This window comes from Kineosporia sp. NBRC 101677 (genome assembly GCF_030269265.1).
Classification (GTDB): Bacteria; Actinomycetota; Actinomycetes; order Actinomycetales; family Kineosporiaceae; genus Kineosporia; species Kineosporia rhizophila.
Genome location: NZ_BSTA01000001.1, coordinates 461960 through 483985 on the forward strand (window position 1 = coordinate 461960; position 22026 = coordinate 483985).

At 70.6% G+C, this 22026-nt stretch carries 16 protein-coding genes; 3 read left to right on the forward strand and 13 right to left on the reverse strand.

Going from position 1 to position 22026, the window contains the following annotated elements; translation table 11 throughout:
* Positions 1-13: 13 nt before the first annotated feature.
* The 10 genes from QSK18_RS02140 to QSK18_RS02185 all read right to left on the reverse strand — a co-directional run bounded on the left by QSK18_RS02140 (position 14) and on the right by QSK18_RS02185 (position 10662).
* Positions 14-622, reverse strand: a complete 609-nt coding sequence (locus tag QSK18_RS02140) for a GTP-binding protein (RefSeq protein ID WP_232814418.1) — start codon at positions 620-622, stop codon at positions 14-16.
* Positions 606-1052: a DUF742 domain-containing protein gene (locus QSK18_RS02145; RefSeq protein ID WP_285616423.1), complete on the reverse strand. Its 447-nt coding sequence runs from the start codon at positions 1050-1052 to the stop codon at positions 606-608. Before QSK18_RS02145 ends, QSK18_RS02140 begins: the two co-directional genes overlap by 17 nt.
* On the reverse strand, positions 1049-1495 hold the full coding sequence (locus QSK18_RS02150) for a roadblock/LC7 domain-containing protein (protein WP_232814420.1): 447 nt from the start codon (positions 1493-1495) through the stop codon (positions 1049-1051). The genes QSK18_RS02145 and QSK18_RS02150 overlap by 4 nt, the downstream gene beginning before the upstream one ends.
* A complete protein-coding gene (locus QSK18_RS02155) occupies positions 1492-4038 on the reverse strand; it encodes a HAMP domain-containing sensor histidine kinase (protein ID WP_285616424.1) in 2547 nt (848 codons plus the stop codon). The genes QSK18_RS02150 and QSK18_RS02155 overlap by 4 nt, the downstream gene beginning before the upstream one ends.
* Before the next feature lie 100 nt (positions 4039-4138).
* The gene (locus tag QSK18_RS02160; protein ID WP_232814422.1) at positions 4139-4732 is read right to left on the reverse strand and encodes a hypothetical protein; all 594 of its coding nucleotides are present in this window, start codon (positions 4730-4732) and stop codon (positions 4139-4141) included.
* Between the two features lie 550 nt (positions 4733-5282).
* Positions 5283-6059 (reverse strand): phosphate ABC transporter ATP-binding protein PstB, encoded by a 777-nt coding sequence (pstB, locus tag QSK18_RS02165; RefSeq protein ID WP_232814423.1) that lies wholly within the window; start codon positions 6057-6059, stop codon positions 5283-5285.
* Positions 6060-6135: 76 nt separating this feature from the next.
* Entirely contained in the window at positions 6136-7044 is a 909-nt protein-coding gene (gene pstA, locus QSK18_RS02170; protein ID WP_232814424.1) for a phosphate ABC transporter permease PstA, read from the reverse strand.
* Positions 7041-8015, reverse strand: a complete 975-nt coding sequence (gene pstC, locus QSK18_RS02175; RefSeq protein WP_232814425.1) for a phosphate ABC transporter permease subunit PstC — start codon at positions 8013-8015, stop codon at positions 7041-7043. Before pstC ends, pstA begins: the two co-directional genes overlap by 4 nt.
* A 173-nt stretch (positions 8016-8188) precedes the next feature.
* Complete coding sequence (gene pstS, locus QSK18_RS02180; protein ID WP_232814426.1) at positions 8189-9304, reverse strand: phosphate ABC transporter substrate-binding protein PstS; 1116 nt, start codon at positions 9302-9304, stop codon at positions 8189-8191.
* A 710-nt stretch (positions 9305-10014) separates the two neighbouring features.
* The gene (locus QSK18_RS02185) at positions 10015-10662 is read right to left on the reverse strand and encodes a hypothetical protein (protein ID WP_232814427.1); all 648 of its coding nucleotides are present in this window, start codon (positions 10660-10662) and stop codon (positions 10015-10017) included.
* A gap of 427 nt (positions 10663-11089) precedes the next feature.
* Between QSK18_RS02185 and QSK18_RS02190 the strand changes: the two genes are divergently transcribed.
* Together QSK18_RS02190 and QSK18_RS02195 are read left to right on the forward strand one after the other, a co-directional pair.
* Entirely contained in the window at positions 11090-11353 is a 264-nt protein-coding gene (locus tag QSK18_RS02190; RefSeq protein WP_232814428.1) for a hypothetical protein, read from the forward strand.
* A 264-nt stretch (positions 11354-11617) separates the two neighbouring features.
* Positions 11618-13285, forward strand: a complete 1668-nt coding sequence (locus QSK18_RS02195; RefSeq protein WP_285616425.1) for a serine/threonine-protein kinase — start codon at positions 11618-11620, stop codon at positions 13283-13285.
* A gap of 55 nt (positions 13286-13340) precedes the next feature.
* On the opposite strand, the gene QSK18_RS02200 is transcribed toward QSK18_RS02195, so the two are convergent.
* The 3 genes from QSK18_RS02200 to QSK18_RS02210 form a co-directional block, all read right to left on the reverse strand.
* Positions 13341-14246 (reverse strand): ABC transporter permease, encoded by a 906-nt coding sequence (locus QSK18_RS02200; protein WP_285616426.1) that lies wholly within the window; start codon positions 14244-14246, stop codon positions 13341-13343.
* Position 14247: 1 nt separating this feature from the next.
* Entirely contained in the window at positions 14248-17064 is a 2817-nt protein-coding gene (locus QSK18_RS02205; RefSeq protein ID WP_502894162.1) for an alpha/beta fold hydrolase, read from the reverse strand.
* A gap of 167 nt (positions 17065-17231) precedes the next feature.
* Positions 17232-18377, reverse strand: a complete 1146-nt coding sequence (locus QSK18_RS02210) for a hypothetical protein (RefSeq protein ID WP_285616428.1) — start codon at positions 18375-18377, stop codon at positions 17232-17234.
* Between the two features lie 497 nt (positions 18378-18874).
* Here QSK18_RS02210 and QSK18_RS02215 point away from each other — a divergent pair, with 497 nt between their 5' ends.
* The gene (locus QSK18_RS02215) at positions 18875-22003 is read left to right on the forward strand and encodes an AfsR/SARP family transcriptional regulator (RefSeq protein ID WP_232808206.1); all 3129 of its coding nucleotides are present in this window, start codon (positions 18875-18877) and stop codon (positions 22001-22003) included.
* Positions 22004-22026 lie beyond the last annotated feature (23 nt).

Here is a 22026-nt window from a genome sequence, read left to right on the forward strand (position 1 = left end):
TTGTCTCCTGCTCTCAGCGCTGGTTCCGGGCCTTGGCCCGGGCCAGGATCCGCCGCAGCAACGTCAGCACCACGGCCTTGACCTGCTCGCGGTCACGGGCGTCGACCGCCACGACCGGGACGTCGGGGTCGACGTTCACCGCGTGCCGCACCTGGTCGAGGGTCATGGTGGCCCGCCCGGCGAACGAGTTCACGGCCACCACGTAGGGCAGCTTGATGCTCTCGAAGTAGTCCAGCGCGACGAAGCAGTCCTCCAGCCGGCTCGGGTCGACCAGGACCACGCCGCCCAGGGCGCCGTCGGCCAGGTCGTTCCACATGAAGCCGAACCGGTCCTGTCCGGGCGTGCCGAACATGTACAGGATGATGCTCTCGTCGATCGTCACCCGGCCGAAGTCCATGGCCACCGTGGTGGTGGTCTTCTGGCTGGCCACGCCCGCGTCGTCGACCCCGATCGAGGCGGACGTCATCGGGGCCTCGGTGCTCAGCGGGCTGATCTCCGAGAGCGCCCCGACCGTGGTCGTCTTGCCCACACCGAAACCGCCGGAGATCAGGATCTTCACCGGGATCGGCGGGCGCTTGGCCTGCGGCTGGCCGGCCGGCCGGGCGTCAGAGTGCAGAGACACCGTGAATCAACCTCTCGATGAAGGCGACGTCGTCGGCCATGGACGCGGAGGACGCCGACTGCTGCAGGTAGCCGGCCGCGACCAGGTCGCCGGCCAGCACCTGGACCACACCGATCGGCAGCCCGATCCGGGCCGCCACCTCGGCGCAGGCCACGGGCCGGTCGCAGGCCCGCACGATCATCGCCATCTCGGTGGACCAGTCGCGGCCGGGCGAGACCGGGCGCTCACAGATCAGCAGGGTCTCGATACCGATGTTGGCGGCACCACCACCGGTGCGGCCCCCGGTGATCAGGTAGGGCCGGTTGTGGCCCCCCGGGGTGTCGTCCACCGTGTTGTGGAAGCGGTCCTCGCCCTCGGCCCGGATCACCCGTCCCAGGAACGGGCGACCGAAGCTCTCCTGCTCCTCCTCGTAACCGTCGTAGCCGCTCACAGCGCGAGGTTCGCCTTGAGCTCGGTGATCAGCTCGGGCGTGAGCAGGACACCGACCCGCTCGACCAGCATGGCGGTCTCGTAGCCGACCAGGCCCAGGTCGCACTGCTGGGCGGTGACCACACCCAGGCAGGCCCGGCCGTTGATCATCGAGCAGAGCAGGTAGCCGCCCGAGAACTCGATGATGACCTGGGTCAGGCCACCCTTGTTCAGCAGCCGGCTGGCGCTCTGGGCCAGCGTGGTCAGGCCGGAGACGGTGGCGCCGAGCTTGTCCGCGTCGCCCCGCTCCATGCGGACCGACATGGCCATCAGCAGACCGTCGGAGGAGACCCCGATGATCTGCTCGACCCCGGCCGTCTCCCGGACGAAGTTGTCCAGCATCCAGCTGACGTTCTGTGCGGCGGGACTGAGCATGGTGGCGGCCCCGTATCCGTTCGGGCTCATGAGTAGTTCTCCATGGTGTCTTCTTCGTCGGTTCCGTGGATCCGGCCGGTCTCCTGCGTGGCCCGCGTGGTGGCGGCCTGCAGGCTGGACAGCTGACGGCCGATGCCCTGCGCGTCACGCGGCAGGCCCCGGAAGGCCCCGCCGTGGTCGGTCTCGATCTCGGCCAGCTGCGCTCCGCGCACCCGGCGGACCGGAGTACCGGCCGGGTTCTGCGGCTGCGCCTGCGGTGCGTACTGCTCGAACTGCTGCTGGTGCTGCGGCTGCTGCTGGTACTGAGCCGGCTGCGGGGGCGCGGCATCCGCCGGACCGGACGCGGGTCCGCGGCGGGCGGCCGCCACCCCGGACTGGAGAGAAGACATCTGCGACCTCACGCGGTTCGGATCGAGGGGCTGCGCGGCCTGGTCAGCCGAGGCGGGGCCGAGGTCACCCAGCTGAGCACCGCGGACCCGGCGGACCGGGCCCTGGTTCGGGTTGGGCTGCCCGGCCGGCATCATCGGCGACGCGGACGGAGCGGGCATCGGGGCGGGCATCGAGGGCCGGGACGGCAGTTCCGGCATGGCCAGCGGTCCGGTCGGGGCGGCGGGCCCGCGGCGGGCGGCAGCCTGGCCGGACTGCAGCGAGGACATCTGCGAGCGCACCACGTTCGGGTCGACCGGGCGCTGCTGCGGCTCCGGCTGGCCCGGGGCCAGGTCGCCGAGCTGGGCACCGCGCACCCGGCGGGAGGGGCCGCCGGCCGGGTTCATGGGCGGCATTCCCGGGGCGGGCGCTGATCCGGCTGAAGCAGCGGCGGGAAAGGGCGCAACCACCCCAGCCGGCTGCTCGGGGTACGAGGCCGGGCCCGCCGGTGCGGCGGGCAGGCTCGGCATCGCGGGCATGCCCTGGCTGGGCGAGCGGGTTCCGGCGGCGGTCGGGTTGCGGCGCGGCGTGGGGGCCAGCGACGCCGGGGCCGCCGAGGCGGCGGCCGGGGCCGGGGACGGCGTGGAGGTGAGCATCGGCACCTCGGTGACGTCGTGGAACGTGGCCGGCAGCTTGGCGTCGCTGATCACCGAGGCCGGCACCAGCACCTGGGCGGTCAGGCCGACCTGGTCGGAGGGCAGCAGGCGGACGACCATGTCACGCCGGGCGGCGATCCGGCCGACCACGTGCAGGCCCAGGACCTTCGCGTCCGGACGGCGCGAGCCGGCCTGCGAGATCCGGTCGTTGGCCTCGTTCAGGTCCTCCTCGTTCATGCCCAGGCCGGCGTCGATCACGTCGAACTGGTAGCCGCCGGGGATGAGCCGGCCGACCACCTGGACCTGACGCTCGCGCGGGGAGAAGCGGGTGGCGTTCTCCAGCAGCTCGGCCAGCATGTGCGTGAGGTCGGCCGCGACCGAGCCGGACACCTTGGCGTGGTCCATGTGGTGCACGGTGACCCGGTTGTACTCCTCGATCTCGGAGAGCGAGGCGCGCAGCACGTCCTGCATGGCGATCGGGTGCGACCAGGTACGGGTCTGCTTGGCACCGGCCAGAACCAGCAGCGACTCGGCGTTCCGCCGGATACGGGTGGTCAGGTGGTCGAGGCGGAACAGCTTGTCCAGGGCGTTCGGGTTGGACTCGTCGCGCTCCAGCTCGGTCACGTAACCGAGCATGCGGGTCATCAGGCTCTGGTTACGGCGGCCCAGGTTGACCAGGGTCTCGGCGTTGGCCTGCTCGTTACGCCGCTGCTCGAGGGCCAGGTCGACGGCGCTGTCCTGCAGGGTGTTGAGCGCGCTGGCCAGGGTGGCGAGCTCGTCACGGGTGGTGACCGCGAACTTGGGCAGGGTGGGCGGTGAGGCGTCGGCCGGCATCTGGCCGATCTCGGCCACGGCCTGCGGCAGACGCTCGTTGGCGACGTTCAGGGCGGCGTCGGTCAGCGCGCGCACCGGGCGGGTGATACCCCGCACCATCAGGTAGGCCGCGGCGGTGGCGATGAGGACGACCAGCACACCGGCGATGTAGATCTGGTTGAGCCGGGTGTCGGTGGAGTCGTTCTGGCTCTTGATCAGCTCGTCGGCGGACCGGGTGCGGTAGTCGGCGATGATGCTGACCAGGCTGCCCGGGAAGGTCTCGAGCCCCTCCACCGAGGTGGCGACCTGCTCGCTCTGGCGGAAGTCGGAGGCCACGAAGGCGTCCAGCGCGGCGCGGTACTGGGTGTTGACCGCGTCGTGGCTGGTCTCGAACTGCTGCAGCATGGTGCGCAGACGCGGGTCCTCGTCGCCGACATTGGCCAGCAGGTCGGCGTTGGACGCGTGGACCCGGTCGACCAGGTCGTCGTAGATGCCCTTGAGCCGCTCGTAGTCCTCGGCGTCCCGGGCCGAGAGCAGGATCTGCTGCAGGGCGGTGACCTGCTGACCGAACTCCACCAGCATGGTGCGCGAGGCTTCACGCTGCTGGATGTTGCCGTCGATCAGGTCCTGGTACTCCCGGGAGGTGTTGGCCAGCTGGGCGGACAGTACGACGATCGTGACCAGAACCGCAGCCAGGAGCGCACCGACCAGGAGGCCGAGCTTCTGTGCGATCTTCATCGGTGAACTCCTGTGGCGCTTCCTGCGCTCTGGGTCGGGCGTTGCATGACTGCCTGGCTGTCAGACCGGGCGGGGGACGGGAGAAGCATCGGACGGGCGCTCAGACCCGTTCGTCGTACTGCGGATCCGACAGGCCTTCCCAGAGCAGGGCCGCGAGGTCGGAGGCCACCAGGTCCTCGTGCAGAGGCTCGGACGGACGGGCCGGCGGCGGCGAGGGCGGCAGCGTCGTCGCGGCCGCGATCTGGGTGATCGACACCGGGGCGGTGTCGTACGGGGAGGTGGCCGCGGCGGCCGGCTGGGGCTGGGCCAGCGGGGTGCCGTTGACCGGTGAGACCGGCGCCTGCGGGGCGGGCACGGTCATCGGGGCCGGCGCGGGCGGCGGGCCGGGCCGGTAGGGGCCGTCCTCGTGCGCGATGACCTGGACCCGGACCTGGTTGTGCAGCTGCTGGATCCGCACCCCGGCGGGGGCGGTGGGCAGGGCGAGCACCACGTCGAAGGTGGGGCGGCGGGCGGCCAGCGACGCCAGCGAGGCCAGGGACGCCCGGAACGACCCGTCGAAGTCCAGCTGCTCGACCGTCATCCCGGCACTCTCGGCGATGATCGCGACCTGCTCGCGGATGGCGAGCTCGAGGTCACGGACCCGGTCCAGCCGCTGCTGCATGATCTGGCGACGGCCCATGATGTCGCTAGCCACGGAACTGCCCTCGCATGTTCGCTACTCCCTGATCGGAACGGCGTTACTGATGTATCGGAAGCGCGGCATCGAGCCCGGCGCGGCTAGGCCTGCGCAGGGCGGGGCTCAGGCTCCAGATGGATAAATACCACCGAAAGGGTCGCAGCGGGCCGCGAATGGACTATTTGTTGTAGCACGGTAAAGGCGTGGACACCCGGTGTGCAAGTGCCCAATTGGAGCAACAGAAGGTCAAGGTCAGGCCACTGCCAGTCATTTCCAATGGCAAAGGGGACATTTCACTGAGCTACGCAAACAATTCGATGGCTATGCGCATTCAGGGCATTACCAACCGTGACATACCGCTATGCCACTGGCCGTTATTGATCGCTCACGTTGAGGTCTTTCGGCATTCCTTGCTGCACCGGCACTGTCACTGTCGGCAGAGAGCTGGACAACCTTCACCGCAGTCCACCCGACAGACCCAAACAGACGGACGGGTGCGGGCCCCTCCCAGGAGGCCCGCACCCGTCCCTAGTTGTCGACCTGCTCCGGCGCGCCGGAGCCGCGCCGATCAGCCGAAGCGGCCCGAGATGTAGTCCTCGGTGGCCTTCTCGGCCGGGTTGCTGAAGATCTTGTCGGTGTCGTTGATCTCGATCAGCTTGCCCGGCTTGCCGGTGGCGGCCAGGTTGAAGAACGCGGTGCGGTCGCTGACCCGGGCGGCCTGCTGCATGTTGTGGGTCACGATCACGATGGTGAAGTCGGTCTTCAGCTCGTTGATCAGGTCCTCGATGGCCATCGTGGAGATCGGGTCGAGGGCCGAGCAGGGCTCGTCCATCAGCAGCACCTGCGGCTGGACGGCGATCGCCCGGGCGATGCACAGACGCTGCTGCTGACCACCGGACAGGCCGGCGCCCGGCTTGTTCAGCCGGTCCTTGACCTCGTTCCACAGGTTGGCGCCGCGCAGCGACTTCTCCACCCGCTCGGTCAGGACCTTCTTGTTCTTCTCCCCGTTCAGCCGCAGGCCGGCCGCCACGTTGTCGAAGATCGACATGGTCGGGAACGGGTTCGGCCGCTGGAACACCATGCCCACGGTGCGGCGGACCGCCACCGGGTCGACGTCCTTGCCGTACAGGTCCCGGCCGTTCAGCTGCACGCTGCCCTCGACCCGGCCGCCGGGGATCACCTCGTGCATGCGGTTGAGGGTGCGCAGGAAGGTGGACTTGCCGCAGCCCGAGGGGCCGATGAACGCGGTGACCGTGCGGGGGTCGACGGACATCGTCACGCCCTCGACGGCCTTGAAGGCGCTGTAGTAGACGTTCAGGTCTTTGACATCGATGCGCTGGGCCATCGGATGCACTCCCTTGCTGACCGGGCTGGGGGTGGGCCCGGATGGACGGTAAACGACGAGTGGTGGGGCGACGGCCCTAGCGGGAGACCTTGTTGAAGCGGGAGATCAGGCGGCCGGCGATGTTGAGCAGCATGACGATCAGGATCAGGGTCAGCGCCGCGGCCCACACCCGGTTCACCGCCGGGTCGTAGGACTCGCTGCGGTCCTGGTTGATCATTGTGGGCAGGGCCGCCATGAAGCCGCCGAACAGGTCGCTGTTGATCGCCTTGGAGTAGGGCGCCAGGATCAGCAGCGGTGCGGTCTCACCCATGACGCGGGCCAGACCGAGCAGCACGCCGGTGACGATGCCGCTGAAGGCGGTCGGCAGGACGACCTTCATGATCGTCTTCCACTTCGGCACCCCGAGCGCGTAGGAGGCCTCACGCAGCTCGTTGGGGACCAGCTTGAGCATCTCCTCAGTGGAGCGGACGATCACTGGGATCATCAGCAGCACCAGGGCCAGACAGACCGCGAAGCCGACCCGCTCGATGCCGAAGGTGGTCACCCACACCGTGTAGATGAACAGGGCGGCCACGATCGAGGGCACACCGGTCAGGATGTCGACCATGAAGCTGACCGCACGGGCCAGCTGGCCGCGGCCGTACTCGACCAGGTAGACGGCGGTCATCACACCGATCGGCACGGCGATCAGGGCGGTGACGACGGCCTGCAGCACGGTGCCGAGGATGGCGTGGTAGGCACCACCGCCCTCCTCACGGGCCACGATGCCGCGCTGGGAGTTGGTCCACCAGGTGCTGTCGAGCAGCAGGTTGCCGCCCTTGCTGATGACCGTGAAGAGGATCCAGACCAGCGGGATGATCGCGATCAGGAAGGCGGTGTAGACCGCGACGGTGGCGAGCTTGTCCTTGATCGCCCGGCTCGAGCTCGGCTTGTCGATCGGCGAAGCCGGGGCGGGGGACACGGTGTCCTGCGTCAGCGTGCTCACTCGGAGAAGGCCTTCCTGCGCTCGATGATGATCCGGGCCGCGGCGTTGACCAGGAACGTGAGGATGAACAACACCAGGCCGGCGGCGATGAAGGCCCCCGCCTTGGAGGCGGTGCCGAACTCCGCGGAGTTGTTCGCGATCTTGGAGGCGAAGGTCTCGCCGCCGGAGAAGAGCGAGAAGCGGAACGGGCCCGGGTTGGTGCTGACGATGATCATCACCGCGACCGTCTCACCGAGCGCGCGGCCCAGGCCGAGCATCGCGGCGGAGATCACGCCGGGGGTACCGAACGGCAGGACCGCGGTGCGGATCATCTCCCACCGGGTGGCGCCCAGGGCCAGCGCGCCTTCCTTGTGCGTGGCCGGCGTCTGGGCGAAGACCTCACGCGAGATGGCGGTGACGATCGGCAGGATCATGATCGCCAGCACGATCGAGGCGATGAAGACGGTGCCCAGCGAGACCGGGCCCTTCAGCAGGACGGTCCAGCCGAGGTTGTCGGCCAGCCAGTTCTGGAAGGGCTCGATCTTCGGGCGGAAGACGTAGAAGCCCCACAGGCCGTAGACGATCGACGGCACGGCGGCCAGCAGGTCGACCAGGTAGCCGAAGGGCGCCGCCAGCCGGGGCGGGGCGTACTGGGTCAGGAACAGCGCCACCAGCACCGCGATCGGGACCGCGATCGTCATGGCCACCAGCGACGAGATGACCGTGACGTAGAGCAGGTCGGGGATACCGAACGCGAGGCCGCTGTCGCTGACCTCCCAGATCCGGTCGGTCAGGAAGTTGGCCTTGTTGTCGATCAGGGCCGGGACGGCCTGACTGACCAGGAAGGCGCCGACCGCGATGACGAGAGCGATGACGAAGACACCGGAGCCGGTGGCGAGGCCGCCGAAGATGCGGTCGCCGCGCCTACCGGTAGAGGCCTTGTCGCCGGATGGTTCGGCGTCGAGCTCGGAATGGCCGGTGATGGTGGACATCCGCAGATCCTCGGGGGTTAGGGGGATTGCTAACGAGGGGGGACGGTACCGAGCCGGTGCCGTCCGGAACGAACGTCAGCCCCGCGTCCCCCGATTCCGCCCGGATGGGCGGGACCGGGGGCCGCGGGGCGTCGGTCATTGCTGGTGCCTGAGAACTGGTGTTACGGGGTGGTTCAGGAGATCGCGTCGATCGCGGTGTTGACCTTGTCGGCGATCTCGGTCGGGATCGGCGCGTAGCCGGCCTCCTGCAGACCGCTCTGGGTCTCCGAGCTGGCGAAGTGCTTCAGGAACGCCTTGACCAGCGTGGTCTTGTCGGCGTCGAGGCCCTTCGAGCAGACGATCTCGTAGGTCACCAGGACGGCCGGGTACACGCCGGCCTCCTTGGTGGCGTAGTCGAGCTTCAGCTTCAGGTCGTTGCCCTCGCCGACGACCTCGGCCGCGGTCAGCGCCGCACCCGCGGACTCACCGGTCAGCTCGACGGCGCCGCCGCCGTTGTCGATCTTGGCGACACCCAGGTCGTTCGAGGTGGCGTAGCTCCACTCGACGTAGGTGATACCACCCGGGACGCTCTTGACGCCCTGGGAGACACCGTCGGACTTGGTGCGGCCCTCGCCGACCTTGCCCGGCCACACCTTCGACGGCTCGGCGGTCCAGGCGTCCGGGGCGGAGCCGGACAGGTACTTCTGGAAGTTCTCGGTGGTACCGGACTCGTCCGAGCGGAAGAAGACCGAGATGGCGGTCTTCGGCAGCTCGACACCCTCGTTGAGGGCGGCGATCTTCGGGTCGTCCCAGCTCTTGATCGTGCCGAGGAAGATCTCGGAGGCGACCTGCGGGGTCAGGACCAGGCCCTCGACACCCTCCAGGTTGTAGGCGATGGCGATCGGGCCGGCCACCAGGGGCAGGTTCCACGCCTCGTTGCCGGCGCAGCGCTCGGCGGCCTGGTCGGTCTCGACGACGCCGTCGACGGCCTCGTCCTTCAGGGCCGAGTCGGAACCGGCGAAGTCGACCTGCTTGGCGATGAAGTTCTTGACGCCGTCACCGGAACCGGTGGCGTTGTAGTTGACCGTGGCGTCGGGGTTCTCGTCCTGGAAGGAGGAGATGACCTCTTCGATGGCGTTCTTCTGGGCCGAGGAGCCCTCGCCGTTCAGCGTGCCGCTGACCGAGCTGCTGGTGCCCTCGGCGCCGCTGCCACCCTCGCCGCCGCTGTTGTCGTCCGAGCCACAGGCGGTCAGCGCCAGGGCGCCGGCCAGCGCCACGCTGGTCAGTGCAACGTGCTTGGGGAGCTTCAAGAGGATGCCCTTTCATGGAGCCGGGATCGAAGCCCAGCCAGTTCTGCCTAGCGCAGCGATCGGCGCGGCGCCGGGGCACGGTTGGATGCCCGCCACAGAACGTAGGCAGCCGAAGTGAAGCGATCTGCGGACGAGGGTGAACGCGCGCCGAACGAACCTTCGACATCAGGCGAAGGCTGCTGGACGCGGAAGCGTCTTCCAGGTGAACGACATCCTGTTGAGGCAGTCGAGGAAGACGGAGGGTGACCTCCGGCGGGCGACTCGGTCCGTTTCAGGGACATTTCACGTACCCGAACGGCCCACAGGTGACTGCGGAGAGTTGAGATCACGAGGAGGGGGTCACGCGTGATCGGATCGTAATGATCCCGGCCCAGCTGCGCGAGCCCGGGTTTTCGCCAGGTTTTCGGCAAGGACCGATCCTGGCCCTAAATGTCTTGTGTCACAACAGTTTGGCCCGCAAAAGAAAATTGAGACCGGCGCGGGGTCCTAGTGGACTCCGCGCCGGCCTCACGTGTCTCGAGGCGCCGGACCGGGAGCACCTCACGGTGCAACGGCCGCTCTAGGCGGCTTCAAGTGGGACCCGGGGCTACCGCGGCCCGACGCCCGGTGAGACCCCGAGGGGCGTCACCAGGTCTATTAACTCATGTCGGGGCGCTCGATGTTCCCCGGCGGACACTCCGACCTGTCGTGTTCCAGCCCACTTGTGCGGGTTAGCTCAGCTCACCGTTGCGCCACAGCTTCGCTGCGGCTTCCAGCTCGGTGCCGGTACGGGCCAGCCCAGCGGCCCTACGGGTGAGCGCGCCGGCGGCCTCTTCCCCCGGCTCCAGCGAGGGCTCCAGGTCGGCGTTGACCGCCCAACCGGTGGCCACCACGTGGCAGAAGGCGGCGGCCCGCTCCAGCGCAACGGCCAGATCACCGGTGAACGCCCCACCGAGGATGGCGTCGGACATGTCCTGGACCTCGGTCGGCCCCGGCGGTTCAGCCACCCCGGCCACCGCCTCGTGAACGGGGGCGCGGTGCCGGCCGGTGTCGAACGCCCGGGCCATACCCACTGGGTCTCGGCGGATACCGGCCTGAAGCGCGTAGATGCGCCAGAGCGCGCCGGGGAGCGACTCCGCCGGGCGCGCCGCCCACAGCTCCGCGATCTCGTCCAGCCCCACCACGTCGGCCAGCGCCACGATGCGCGCTGTGGTGTCCGGGTCTCCCCCGCCGCGGGCGTGGTCGACCAATGCGGCCGCCGTGCGATGGGCCGCCTCGATGCGCTGCACCGGGTCAGGGTCTCCGGGGAACGTGTCCATCACCGTCGGGCTGAAGAAGGCCGGGCGCCGAGGATGGGCATGCGCGCGATCCGAGGTCATTCGGAACATGCTTCCATCGCCCGGCGCCGCTCGCAGCCCACGGTGGGGGCAAGGAACTTCACAACAAAGGACGGGGTGGTTGCGGACGGTGCCGGGAATAGGCCTATGGGGGGCGGTCGGGAAGGCGGCGGCTAGTCGGGGTTTGGGTGCTTCGCACTGCACACAGCAAGGACCGGTACCCGCGTGGGGGTACCGGTCCTTGCCCTAATGCGCTGCTCAGGACGCCGACGGGTGCCCCGACTCAGGGGCGGGGTTCGTCGGCGTCGCGCCCATCGCCGCCAAGGTGGGGACATGGTGGGACGGCGGGGTCGGCTCATCGGCGGTGCGCATGTGCGTCCGGTGCAGAGCCTGGGCCAGGCTGGGCGGCGCCCCCTCAGCGGTCTGCTCTACAGCAGTGCTGACGGGTCCCTTCACATCCTGGCCGCTGATGGGCTCAGTAGAACCTTCCGCGGCCGGTGCAGAGCTCAGAGCCAGTTCGGACTCGGTGCGCTGCGACGGAATCGTGGTCTGCGCGGCCGGGCGAGTTGCCGCCTTCACAGCGCTGGAGCTCTTCTTCACTGCGGCCTTGCCGGCCCCCGGCTCTGTCGCGGACTTGGTCGCCGCCTCACCAGCCTTGCTCGCAGAACGTTTCGGCGATGATGCGCGCGCGGCCGAGCGAGGTGCGATGGAAGTGGAACTGGCGGCTGACTGAGTGGTGGCCATCTTACGAGGGACAGCCTTGGCTGCAGGAGGGGCCGAGGTCGTCCGTGCGGCGGGCTTGGTCGCTGGTCCGGCGGCGGCCTTCTTCGTAGTGGTCCGGCCGGCCGGGCGTGTGGTGGTCGTCTTACGGGCGGCGGGACCGGTCGACGCGGTCTTACGGACCTTGGACGCGGTGGCCTTCTGGGCAGCAGCGGTCTTGGAGGCCGTTGTGCCGGTGGCCGCGTCGGCCGAGACTGCCTTCCGTGTAGAGGCCTGAGTGGCCGTCCTTGCGGTGGCGGTCTTCCTGGTCGCTGGGCTCTTCGTTGCGGTCGCCCGGGTCGCAGCAGTCTTGGTCGCGGCAGTCCTCGTGGTGCCCCGGCCAGCGGCAGACTTCACCGCAGCAGGCTTGGCCTCAGTCCCCCGGGCACTGGCGGTACTTCCGCGGCTTGCGGCCTTCTTCGTGGTTCCCCGGCTCGAAGCGGACTTGGTGCTGGTGGCCTTCTCAGCCCCGGCCCCGGTCGCTGTCCTGGACGCCGCGGGCTTCGTCGCCGAAGTCTTCTTGGCCGCAGTCTTGCTCACTGCGGACTTCGAAGCGGCCGTCTTCTTGGAGCCGGCCCTCGCCGCGGGGGTGGCAGTCTTCGTCGCCACGGTCTTCCGGGCCGTGGTCTTCCCGGCGGGGCTCTTGCTCGGCGTGCTCTTGACCGCCGTACTCCTGGACGCCGTGGTCTTCTTCGCCGCGGCCTTGGTCGCGGTCGTCCTGGCCAAGCCCTTGGTCGCCGTCTTCTTCGCAGCCGTCTTGGTGGCCGCCCCGGCCGCAGCCCTCTTGGTCACCGCCGTCCTGGCCGTGCCCTTGGCCGCAGTCCTGGCCGTGCCCTTGGCCGCCGTCTTGGCCGCAGCCGGCTTGGCCACCGTCCTGGAGGTTGCAGCCTTGGAGGCCGCCCGCGGCGCAGCCGTCTTTGCCGCGGCCGCAGACCTGGCGGCCGGGCGGGTAGTCGTCTTCTTGGCGGTGGGCCGGGCCGAAGAACGGGTGCCCGAGGGGGCCTTCGTGGTGGTCTTGGCCGCCGGGCGCGTGGTCTTCTTCGCTGCCGCAGCAGTCTTCCCGGCCCGCGAGGAAGCCTGCTTGGCAGCAGCCGAGGCGCTCTTGTTCGCTGCGGCCACGCCCCGGGTAGCAGCTGCGCTACCCGCCGGCTTCGAACCGACGCGCGTGGCCGCGGTCTTGCCGGCGCGAGCAGATGCAGTCTTCGCGGCGGTCGAAGCAGACTTGTTGGCGGAAGCCACGCTGCGCGCCGTAGAACCCGAACCGGCCGTCCTACCTGCGCGGGCAGACGCAGTCTTCGCCGCCTTGGACGCAGACTTGTTGGCCGAAGCCACACTACGAGCCGCACCTGCACCCACCGCAGGTTTCGAACCTGCCCGCGTGACGGCGGTCTTCCCGGCCCGGGTCGAAGCGGTCTTGGCAGCACCCGAGGCAGACTTGTTGGCGGAGGCCACACTACGGGCCGCTGAACCAGCGCCAGTGGCGGTCTTGCCGGAGCGAGCAGAGGCGGTCTTCGCGGCGGTCGAGGCAGACTTGTTGGCCGAGGCCACGCTACGGGCGGCAGTCGCACTTCCCGCCGGCTTCGAACCGGTACGGGTGGTGGCGGTCTTGCCGGCGCGGGCCGACGCGGTCTTCGCGGCGGTCGAAGCAGACTTGTTGGCCGAGGCGACGCTGCGGGCGGTACCGGTCTTGGTAGCGGCGGCGGAGGTGGACTTGCGGGCCGAGCGAGCAGCAGTCGCCGTCGCAACCGGCCGGGCGACCCGGTCGCCGGCCGGCTTCGTCGCCGCGGTGGTGGAGTTCGAGGGCACTGTGCCTCCTGGGTGGGGACCGGCACTGCGTCCGGTTTCTGCCTGGCCTGAGCGACATCGGGTCGCGCCACTACATCGGCGGCTTGACAAGCCGCTTTAACCCGTTCAGCAGAACTTTTCACCCCGGAACCGGCGCGAACCCGGCATTCGCCCCCTCAGCTGGTGATGTCTTTCCTTTCGAAATGCCACCAGGCCCAGGCCAGCAGCACCACGCTGTAGCCCAGCGACCACAGCGCCCCCCGCACCATCGCGTTCCACACCACCTCCGTGCCCAGCACGTCGGTCCAGGCCAGCCAGTAGTGCGTGGGCAGGAATCGGCGCCATTCGCCGAGAGCCGTGATGGTGTCGAGGATGTTCGAAAGGATCACCAGCATCACCGCTCCCCCGACCGCGCCCAGCGGAGCGTCGGTGTACACCCCCACAAGGAAGGCGAGGGCGGCGACGAAGAGGAGGACCACGGTCAGGTAGGCGACCGCGATGATCAGGCGCACGATCATCTCTGAGCCCGAGATCGAGCCTCCCAGCGGGGTTCTCAGCGGAGCCCAGCCGTAGAACGCCCCACCCACCAGATAGGCCATCACCGGCAGCAGCACCAGGGCGAACACGCAGTAGCCCAGCGCCACAAGCAGTTTGCGGCGCAGCAGGGCCGAGCGGGGCACCGGGATGGCCAGCAGGTAGCGCAGACTGGACCAGCTGGCCTCGCTGGCCACCGTGTCGCCGGCGAACAGCGCCACGATCACCACCAGCAGGAAGCCGGAGCTGACGAACAGCGTGAACACGGTGAAGTTGGCCGCCCCGCTGGTGGCCAGGTCGACCAGCGCGGTCTGCGGATTGCCGTCGCCGGGCTCACCGAAGCTGAAGGCGGCCACCAGGATGAACGGCAGGGCCACCAGGAAGCCCAGCGAGATCTGGGTGCGGCGGCGGGTGAGCTGCCGCCGGGCCTCGACCCGCAGGCCCAGAGTGCGGCGGGCCCGGTAGCCGGGGGCCGAACCGTCCGGGCCGCTCTCACCGGTGTAGCCGGGAATCCCCGCCAGTCCACGGGAATGACCTGTCGACGGCATCTCAGCCCTCCTCCCCGACCAGCGCCAGGAACGTCTCTTCCAGACCCCGCTGCGGCGCGATCCGACTGACCTGCACATCGGCCAGCACCAACTGACGCACCAGTTCCGCCCGAGTCTCCACCGCGGCCCGTACGACGAGAGAACCGTCCAGCACACGGACGTCCTCAATTCCGGCAACGCTCTTGGCCACCTCGGCGGCCCGCTCCGGGTCGTCCACCTCGACCGCCACCGACGCCCCGTTCCCGACCAGCTCCGCCACCGGTCCCTGGGCCACCAGCCGGCCCGCCGCCATCACCACCACGTGGCTGCAGCTCTGCTCGACCTCGGCCAGCAGGTGGCTGGAGACCACCACCGTGCGCCCGGTGGCTGCGTAACGGCCCAGGACCTCCCGCATCTCGCGGATCTGGGGCGGGTCGAGCCCGTTGGTGGGCTCGTCCAGCACCAGCAGATCGGGCAGGCCGAGCATGGCCTGGGCGATCGCCAGCCGCTGCCGCATGCCCTGGCTGTAGGTGCGCACCTTGCGGTCCACGTCCTTGCCCAGACCGGCGATCTCCAGCGCCACGTCGAGGTGCGCCGGACCCGACCGGCCGGCCGAGCGCCAGTACAGGTCCAGGTTGGCGCGACCGGACAGGTGCGGCAGGAAGCCCGGTCCCTCGATGAACGAGCCCAGCCGGGACAGCACCGGCGCCCCCGGCCGGACCTCGTGCCCGAAGATCCGGATGCGTCCTTCCGAGGGCAGGATCAGGCCCATCAGCATGCGCAGGGTGGTGGTCTTGCCGGCCCCGTTCGGGCCCAGCAGCCCCAGCACCTGGCCTGCTTCGACCCGGAAGCTCAGGTCCGAGACCGCGCGGAATCCGTCGCCGTAGGCCTTGCCCAGACCTTCGATCGACAAGGGGACGTCTGCCAGCGCCTCTTCGGGTCGGGCGCCCCTTCGGCGCGCGGCCCGGAGGGCGAAGAGCAGCAGGATCAGCGCGGTGCCGACGGCCAGGCCGATCACCGCCTTCCAGGGCACCACCGAACCCGCGTCCCGGGCTGCCAGTTCAGCCCCCGGAACGGTCAGCACCTCGTCACCGGCCAGCTGGATCTGGTAGAGCCGGGCCTCCTGCGGCATCGCGTAGGCCTGGTCGGTGGTGCTCAGCACCACCCGCAGCCGGTGCCCGGCCGGGATGTCCCGCACCACCGACGGCAGGGCGACCGTGACCTCCTTCGGTCCCTCGTCCAGCCCGGTCAGCCGCAGCGGCGTGACCAGCTGGGCCGGCAGCGAAGCATCCCCGTCGGGGTCCACGTCCAGCACCGAGGCGAACAGCGTCGCCTCCGGCGCCGAACCGGCCACCGACAGGGTGACCTCCGACGATCCGGTGATGGTCATCGGCTCCTCGAGCGGAGCGGTCTGGAAGCTCACGCTCTCGCCCGGCAGGGCCCCCAGGCTGAAGCCGGATCCGGCAACCGCTCCGGAGGAACCGAGCGCCCCCAGCAGTGCACCGGCGCCCGGTAGGGAGGTGATGGCCGAGGGAGTGGCCCCCGGCGGGGCGAGCGCGAACTGGGTGCTACCGGTCAGCGGCAGCCTGACCTGCGGCGTACTGCTCTGCTGGATCTGGCCCTGGGCATCGCGGGTGGGCACGCCCGGCGCGAGGTCGGCCGAGCGCAACTGAGTGACGCTGGCCGAGGTGGCCAGAGAGAGCGTGCCGTCGGAGACCTCGACCCGAAAGCCGGGCAGCTCGTCCAGCGCGGCGGCGGAGGGGTCGGCCGAGGCGGTACCGATGGTGGCGGCCAGGAACTCAGCGACGACCGGCCGGAGGTCTTCGGTGTCGACGCCCGAGTCGTGCCCGCCCGAAGTCCAGTACAGCCGCACCGACGCCCCACCGGAGGCGATCGCCCGGGCATTCGCATCGGCCTCGGACAGCGGGAACAGTGAGTCCTGCTGCCCCTGCACCAACAACGTGTCAGCCGTGATCCGGTCGGCGGACCGGGCCGGGCTGGATTCGGCCAGCAGATCGACCAACTGGGCGGGCGGACGTCCTTCGGTTGCCGTTTGCACGTAACCCAGACACAGGTCTTTGGCGAGCCGCCCACAAACGGCCTGCTCCGCGTCCCCTTGGGCCAGGTTCTTGAGCTGTTCGGCGGTCGGGGTGCCGGAGAACGTGCCGCCACTGCCGGTCAGCGTGGAGCCGAGCAGCAGCGCTGTCCATTGCTTCTTGAAAACCCCGACCTCGGTGCCCTCGCGGTCGCGGGTCGCCGCGAACTGCGGAAACAGCGCCTGCGGCAGATAGTTCCAGGTGACCATGGGGACGATGCTGTCCACCCGGTCGTCGGCGGCGGCCAGCATCAGCGCGAGCGCCCCGCCGTACGAGGCCCCCACCACTGCGACCTCGGGGTCGCCGCCGGCGCTCTTGCTCACCTCGGAACGACCGGCCAGCTCGTCGAGCATCCGCCGGCCGTCCTGGATCTCGTAGTCCGGGTGGTCCAGGTGGATCAGCCCGCCCGAGTTCCCGAACCCCCGGGCGCTGTAGGTGAGGACGACGTAGCCGCGCCCGGCCAGGTCTTCGGCATCGGCGGCGACGCTGAGCTTGCTGCCGCCGAAACCGTGGGCCAGCAGTACGGCCGGGGCGGGCGTGCGCTCGGGCAGGTAGAGCCGCGCGTCCAGGTCGACCTCATCGCCGTCGGCCTCCGGCGTGCCACTGACCTGCAGTTCCTGCTGGGTGAAGGGTCCCCCGCCGTCGCCGGAACGGCTGACCGCGAACCAGGTGCCACCCAGGGCGAGAACCAGCAGAAGGACGATGGGCACCAGGAATCGGCGGGACCTCAGTCGAGCGATCAATCCCCTGCGCTCCTCGTGCGAGGCGTTGCGGCGACGGACGGTAGCGGTGGCCTCACAACACCCCTGGGTCAAACTACGACACGGGCCGCCGGCCGAGGCCGGCGACCCGTGCGCTGGTGCTGGTGCCTGTGCTGAGGACGTGCTGGTGGTTCACCCGGTTCGCCGGATCAGGGAGCGACCTGATCCTGCATCTGATCTTCGACCGCGGTGTCGTCCTGCTCGGTGGTGCCGTCCTGGGCGGCGCCCTGGTCGGTCGCCGCGTCGGAGGGCTGAACCTCGTCCGTCCCCGTCTCGGAGTCGGTCGCCGTGTCGCTCGGCTCGCTGGTGGCCGTGGCTTCCGGAGCGGCGCTCTCGGTCGGGGCCACCGTCTGGCTGTCCGTGGCGGACGGCGTGGCGGACTCGGTCGAGGAGACGCTCGCGGACGGCGTGGCCGACTCGGTCGAGGTGGGGGTCGGAGTGACCTCTTCCTCGTCGTCGCTGCCGCTGCTGCTGGTGTCGGTGTTCCCGGTGACCAGGCTGGTCAGCGAGGTTCCCTTCCCGGTGTCACCGGACAGCGGGCGGCCGATGGCACCCTCGGTACCGGTGATCACGAACAGGGCGATCAGGAACCCGGCCATCGAGATCCCGGCCATCATGAAACCGGGCTTCTTCCACCAGCTCTGCTCGGCCTGTACCTGGGCGGCCTGCCGGCGCTCGCTGCGCCGGGTGGGCTGCTCACCGGTGCCCTGGTGACCGTAGGACTGGTGGCCGTAGGGCTGCCGGCCGTAGGAGTGGTGCGCCGAGGTGCTGCCGTGGGCGGGCGGCATGACCCGGGTGGAGTCGTCGTACGGGCGCATCACCTGGGTCTCGTCGGCGATCGGCACCTCGACGTGGTCGACGTCGAGACGGCGTTCGTCCTCCGAGCCGACCCGGTTCAGCGAGTCGGCCACCGGCACCCCCGCGGGGCCGGTCATCCGCCGGATGCTGTCGGCCTGCGACAGATCACCCGGGTGACGCTGCACCACGACGGCGGTGGTGGTCTTGACCGCCTGGTGCGCCTTGTTCAGGGACTCGGTGTAGAAGGCACCCGCCACGGTCGAGATGACGGAACCGAAGGCGGCGCCTGCGAGCGTGCCTCCCACCCCGAAGTACGACGCGGCCACCGCGGAGGTCACGGCTGCGCCGGCGCTGGCGCTGACCTGCACGACGTTGACGGGTAGCTTGAACTTCTTCTCTTCTTCGGGCTCGCCGACCGGCTCGGGATCGTACGACTGGTAGGTCGACGTGGATCCTGGTGAGCCGGCTCTTTGCGGCGGATGCTGTCTGTCGGTCATAGATCTCCGGTCTTACGGTGTCGGCCGCTCATCAGTTTCTCCCATCCGGCGGGCAGCACGCGAACCGGCAGCACCAGTTCCTGGCACTTCCCAGGAAAGTCCCAGCCCAGCAGCTGTTTACGCCCAGCCGGAGAACCGTCGCCGGACCCACCGGGAACCGTCCGGAGAACACGCTGGAAGCAGGTACCGACCTGGTGTGACCGAATTCGCGATGAGCAGGCGGATATCGCGGCGCGACCGTCGGATGCAGTGCCCGTTCAGCGGGAGAAATACGTCACGCGAAAACCTGTAACACCGTGGCGGGTGCGGAAGTTTTACGTCGCCGCGAGGACGGCTTTGCATGATCGTTGCCGGTGGACGGGCCGGTGACGCGGATCCCCGAGGACGGCCGAACCGCCCTCGGGGTCACCGGCCCGCAGGCCGAGACTGCCCGTCCGGGCTGACACGATCGTGAATCTCCCCTGAACCCCTCCCTGACATCGGTACGTTTACCAACGATGACACTCCGTCAGGACGCCCCCTCCCGTCTGGCGATTCGGCTTCTCGGCCCGCTGGAAGTCACCGACGACGGAACACTAGTCACTCTCGGTGGCCGTCAGTCACGCGCGGTATTCGTACTGCTGGCTCTCTCGGCCCGGACCGCGATCGGCACCGACCGGCTCATCGACCAGCTCTGGGACGACGAGGCGCCCGGCGGGGCGGTGAACACCATGCAGGTCTACGTCTCCCGGCTGCGCCGGATCCTGGGCCCGGCCGATCAGCCGGTACTGCGCAGCACCTCGCAGGGGTACCTGCTGGACGTCCCGCCCGAGGCCATCGACCTGCACCGCTTCGAGCAGGCCACCGCGGCCGGGCGGGCCGCCCTGGCCGCAGGCGACCCGGCCGGGGCCGCCCGGGAGCTGCGGGCCGCGCTCGGCCTCTGGCGCGGACCAGCACTGACCGACCTGACCAGCAGCATCGGCGAGGTGCACCGGGCCCGGCTGGAGGGGTTGCGGCTGTCCGCCCTGGCGATGCGCCTCGACGCCGACGCGGCCCTCGGGCAGGACGCGGCGATCGTGCCCGAACTGCAGGAACTGGTGCGGCGGCATCCGCTCGACGAGCGCTTCACCGGCCAGCTGATGACCGCGCTCTACCGGTCCGGGCGGCAGGCCGACGCCCTGGCCGCGTACGCCTCGGCCAAGCGCCGGCTGGGCGAGGAACTCGGCGTGGATCCGGCGCCTGCGCTGCAGGAACTGCACACCGAGGTGCTGCGGCACGCCACCTCGCTGAGCCCGGCCAAGGGCAGCGGGCCGACGGGTCCGACGGGACCGGCCGGGCCGCCGCGTCCGCGGACCGGTCTGATCGGGCGCGAGAACGAACTACGCCGCGGGCGGGCACTCCTGGGCGGGCCGGCCCGGCTGGTGACGCTGACCGGGCCGGGCGGGGTGGGAAAGACCCGGCTGGCCACCGAACTGGCAGCGGATCGGCCGGGCGCACGGCGCACGGTGATGCTGGGGCTGGAGGGGGTGCGGGGCGAGGAGGAGCTGCTCAACACCGTCGCCCGGGCCCTGGGCCGGGCGCCGGGCTGGGGCGGGGAACCGTTGCCGGAAGCGGTCGCGGCGGCGCTCGACGAGGAGCCCACCCTGCTGGTCCTGGACGAGGTCGAGCAGACCGGTGAGCTGCACTGGTTCGGCCGGGCCACCGAGGTGGTGGCCGGCCTGCTCGACCGCACCCGGTCGCTGGTGGTGCTGGCCACCTCCCGCACCGCGCTGCGGCTGCGCGGCGAGCACCTGCTGCCGGTGCCCCCGCTGCCCACCCCCGAGGCGGTCCGGCTGTTCCGCGACCGGGCCGCCGCCGTGCTGCCCGGGTTCGAGGTCAGCAGCGTGAACGCCCGTGAGGTGCAGGCGATCTGCACGCTGCTCGACGGCCTGCCCCTGGCGGTCGAGCTGGCCGCGGCCCGGATCCGCACGCTGCCGCCGGAGGAGATGCTGCGCCGTCTGCGGCCCGGCGACCAGCTCGACCTGCTGCGGGGTGGCTCGGCCGACCTGCCCGAGCGCCAGCGCAGCATGCGGGCGCTGCTCGACTCCAGCACGGCCGGGCTCGACCCGTCGCTGGCCCGGCTGCTGGGCGAGGCGTCGGTGTTCAGCGGCGGCTGGACGCTGGGGGCCCTGGAGGCGGTCTGCGAGACGCCCCCCGGCCGGGCGCTGGACGAGCTGGAACGGCTGATCGACCACAGCCTGGTGCTGGCCGACGGCTCGGGCCGGTTCAGCATGCTGGCCACCGTGCGGGAGTACGCGGCCGGTCTGCTCGCCGCCCGCCCCCCGGAGCAGCGCCGCTCGGTGCTGGACCGGCACGCCCGCTACTTCGCCGATCTGGCCCGCCGTCTGGCCGACGAACCGGGCCGCAACCCCGACTCCCCGCTGCGCCGTGAACTGGAGGCCGAGTCGGCCAACTTCCACGCCGCGCTCGAGCACGCCACCTCCGCCCGCGACGGGAGCCTGCTGGTCAGCCTGGTGCTGAGCCTGCTCGGGCACTGGTTCTACACCGGCCGGCTGCGGCAGGCCGACCGGTGGGTGGAGGCGGCCCAGGAGGCCGCCCCCTCCGGGCCCGACCGGGCTCAGCTGCTGCTCGCGGTGGGCAACCGGGCGCTGGTCGGGGCCGACCTGGCCCGGGCCGAGCCGGCCCTGGTGCAGGCCCACCAGGCCGCCGCGAGCGCCGGGGCGGGCGAGCTGACCGCCCGCACCCTGGCCGCCCGCTCGGTCGCCGCCCGCTACGCCGGCCGCCACCAGCAGGCCCTCGGCCTGGTCGAGCAGGCCCTGCAGGAGGCCCGGGACGCCGGGGCCTGGGCGATGGTGGTGCGGCTGGGCAACGAGCGCGGCGAACTGCTCGACGAGACCGGGCACCCGGACGCCGCCGAGTCGCTGTTCGAGTCGTTCCGGGCCTGGTCGCAGGTCGAGCAGGCGACCAGCAACCTGGCCGTGGCCCTGGTCAACCTGGCCGCGGTGGCGGCCGGGCAGAACGATCCGGCGCGGGCCGCCGACCTGCTGGCCGAGGCGGCGGCCGCGGCCACCGCCGGGCAGTCGGTGCCGCTGCGGGCCGACGTGCTGGCCGGGACCGGGCTGGTGCAGCTGCGGCTGGGCTGCCCGGACGCGGCCGGCGCGGCGCTGCGGGCGGCCCTGCCGATGATGCACGCGGCCGGTCAGCTGATCACGCTCCCCGACGCGGTCAGCCTGCTCGGGGCGGCGGCCCTGGCCCAGGGCGACCGGCGCAGCGCGGTGCGACTGCTGGCCACCGGCCGGGCCTGGCGTGAGGCCCGGGGGCTGGCCGTGGTCGGGCGGCTGACCCGGGAGGTGCTGGCCGCCACCCACGAGGAACTCGAGCGCACCGGCCCGGGCGAGCACGACGCGGCCGACGAGGCAGCCGGCTCGGCGGTGCCGTTCGCCGTGCTCTGGGGGCTGGGCGCCCCGGCGAACTGGGGAACCGCCTGGCTGGACGGCTCCGGCGGAGCGGGGCGGGCACCGTTCCTGAGGCAACGCTTTGTCCCACATTCCGGACACGATGTTCAGATCGCGGAAGGCCGGAACGCTCTCGGCAGTTGGATCACCCTGCCGGAAGGGCAGGAGCTTGCGGCAGACTCAAGCCCATGAGCGACGACTCCACACTTCGCCCG

What these genes read in the sequence shown, in the direction of transcription:
- pstC (WP_232814425.1), bottom strand. Translation starts at nt 8,015, where the DNA reads ATGTCCACCATCACCGGCCATTCCGAGCTCGACGCCGAACCATCCGGC.
- QSK18_RS02150 (WP_232814420.1), bottom strand. Translation starts at nt 1,495, where the DNA reads ATGAGCCCGAACGGATACGGGGCCGCCACCATGCTCAGTCCCGCCGCA.
- QSK18_RS02185 (WP_232814427.1), bottom strand. Translation starts at nt 10,662, where the DNA reads ATGACCTCGGATCGCGCGCATGCCCATCCTCGGCGCCCGGCCTTCTTC.
- pstB (WP_232814423.1), bottom strand. Translation starts at nt 6,059, where the DNA reads ATGGCCCAGCGCATCGATGTCAAAGACCTGAACGTCTACTACAGCGCC.
- QSK18_RS02200 (WP_285616426.1), bottom strand. Translation starts at nt 14,246, where the DNA reads ATGCCGTCGACAGGTCATTCCCGTGGACTGGCGGGGATTCCCGGCTAC.
- QSK18_RS02190 (WP_232814428.1), top strand. Translation starts at nt 11,090, where the DNA reads ATGGGCTCAGTAGAACCTTCCGCGGCCGGTGCAGAGCTCAGAGCCAGT.
- QSK18_RS02210 (WP_285616428.1), bottom strand. Translation starts at nt 18,377, where the DNA reads ATGACCGACAGACAGCATCCGCCGCAAAGAGCCGGCTCACCAGGATCC.
- QSK18_RS02215 (WP_232808206.1), top strand. Translation starts at nt 18,875, where the DNA reads ATGACACTCCGTCAGGACGCCCCCTCCCGTCTGGCGATTCGGCTTCTC.
- QSK18_RS02155 (WP_285616424.1), bottom strand. Translation starts at nt 4,038, where the DNA reads ATGAAGATCGCACAGAAGCTCGGCCTCCTGGTCGGTGCGCTCCTGGCT.